This is a genomic window from Lysobacter enzymogenes (genome assembly GCF_017168095.1).
Taxonomy (GTDB): Bacteria; Pseudomonadota; Gammaproteobacteria; order Xanthomonadales; family Xanthomonadaceae; genus Lysobacter; species Lysobacter enzymogenes_D.
The window spans coordinates 1-1,596 of the sequence record NZ_LXSD01000215.1 but is presented as its reverse complement, the minus strand read 5'-3'; the positions used below and the strand labels follow the sequence as shown (position 1 = coordinate 1,596).

Genomic DNA, 1,596 nt, shown 5'->3' with positions numbered 1-1,596 from the left:
CCGCGCCTGCTCGGCGGCGCGCGCCGGCCCGAGCCGGTGTGCGCCGACGCGCGCGCGCTGCCGCTGCGCGACGCCAGCGTCGATGTGCTGTTCTCCAACCTGTGCCTGCAATGGGTCGAAGACCTGCCGGCGGTGTTCGCCGGCTTCCGCCGCGTGCTCAAGCCCGGCGGCCTGCTGCTGGTGTCCACGTTCGGCCCGGACACCTTGTTCGAACTGCGCGGCGCCTTCGCCGAAGCCGACGCGGCGCCGCACGTCAGCCCGTTCGCCTCGATCGCCCAGTTCGGCGACGCGCTGATCGCCGCCGGCTTCAAGAACCCGGTGCTGGACCGCGACGAGTTCGTGCTCGGCCATCCGGACCTGGGCCATCTGATGCGCGAGCTGCGCACGCTCGGCGCCACCAACGCCAGCGTCGAGCGCCGCCGCAGCCTCACCGGCCGCGCCCGCTTCGCCCGCGCCGCCGAGGCCTACGAGCCGCTGCGCGGCGCCGACGGCCGCCTGCCGGCGACCTGGGAAGTCATCTACGCCCATGCCTGGGGTCCGGAACCGGGCACGCCGATCCGGGTCGGCGGGGTCGACGAGGTGCAGGTGCCGGTCTCGAGCATCCGCGTACGGCCGCGGCCGTGAGCGCGCAGCGCCGGGCCTTGTGGGCGGTGCTGATCGCGCTGGCCTCGGCGCTGTTCTTCACCTGCACCTACGTGCTCAACCGCGCCGCCGTCGGCACCGGCGGGCATTGGGCCTGGACCGCGTCGCTGCGTTACCTGTTCACCCTGCCGATGCTGCTGCTGGCGATGCCGCTGCAGGGCGGGATCGCGCCGGTGTGGCGGGCGATCCGCGCCCACCCGGGGCCGTGGCTGGCCTGGAGCGCGATCGGCTTCGGCCTGTTCTACCTGTGCCTGAGCTACGCCGCCGCCAGCGGCCCGTCGTGGCTGATCGCCGCGACCTTCCAGCTGACCGTGATCGCCGGGATGCTGTGCGCGCCGTTGCTGTACCGCGACGAGCGCGCGCGGGTGCCGCTGCCGGCGCTGCTGGTCGGCGCGCTGATCGTCGCCGGCGTGCTGCTGATGCAGCTCGGCCACGGCGGCGGCCGGCTCGACCGCGCCGGCTGGATCGCGCTGGCGTGCGTGGCGGTGGCGGCGGTCGCCTATCCGCTCGGCAACCGCGGCCTGTTGCTGCACCTGGAGCGGGCCGGGACCGAACTCAACGCCACCCAGCGCGTGTTCGGCATGACCCTGGCGAGCCAGCCGCTGTGGTGGGCGACCGCGCTGTACGCCGGCGCCCAGGCCGGCGCGCCGCCGCCGGCGCAGCTGTGGCTGGCCGCGGGCGTGGCGCTGGGCGCCGGGGTGATCGCCACGATCCTGTTCTTCCAGGCCACCGGCATGGTCCGCAACGACCCGACCGCGCTGGCCGCGGCCGAGGCGATGCAGGCGGCGGAAATTGTGTTCGCCACCGCGATCGGCGCGCTGTGGCTGGGCGAGGCCTGGCCGCGCGGGCAGGCGCTGGCCGGGGCCGGGCTGGTGGTGCTGGGCATCGTCGCCTTCAGCGCGGTCGCCGCGCGCGCCGCGGCCGGCGACGAGCGCCGGCTCAAGCGCCTGCGCA

At 75.5% G+C, this 1,596-nt stretch carries 2 protein-coding genes; both read left to right on the top strand.

The window, feature by feature from the left end:
• Window positions 1-624 (top strand): methyltransferase domain-containing protein (locus A7A76_RS05440; RefSeq protein WP_206410238.1); only part of this gene is annotated, 624 nt, incomplete at its 5' end.
• A partial coding sequence (locus tag A7A76_RS05435) for a multidrug resistance efflux transporter family protein (protein ID WP_343225291.1) occupies window positions 621-1,596 on the top strand: 976 nt, incomplete at its 3' end. The genes A7A76_RS05440 and A7A76_RS05435, both read left to right, overlap by 4 nt.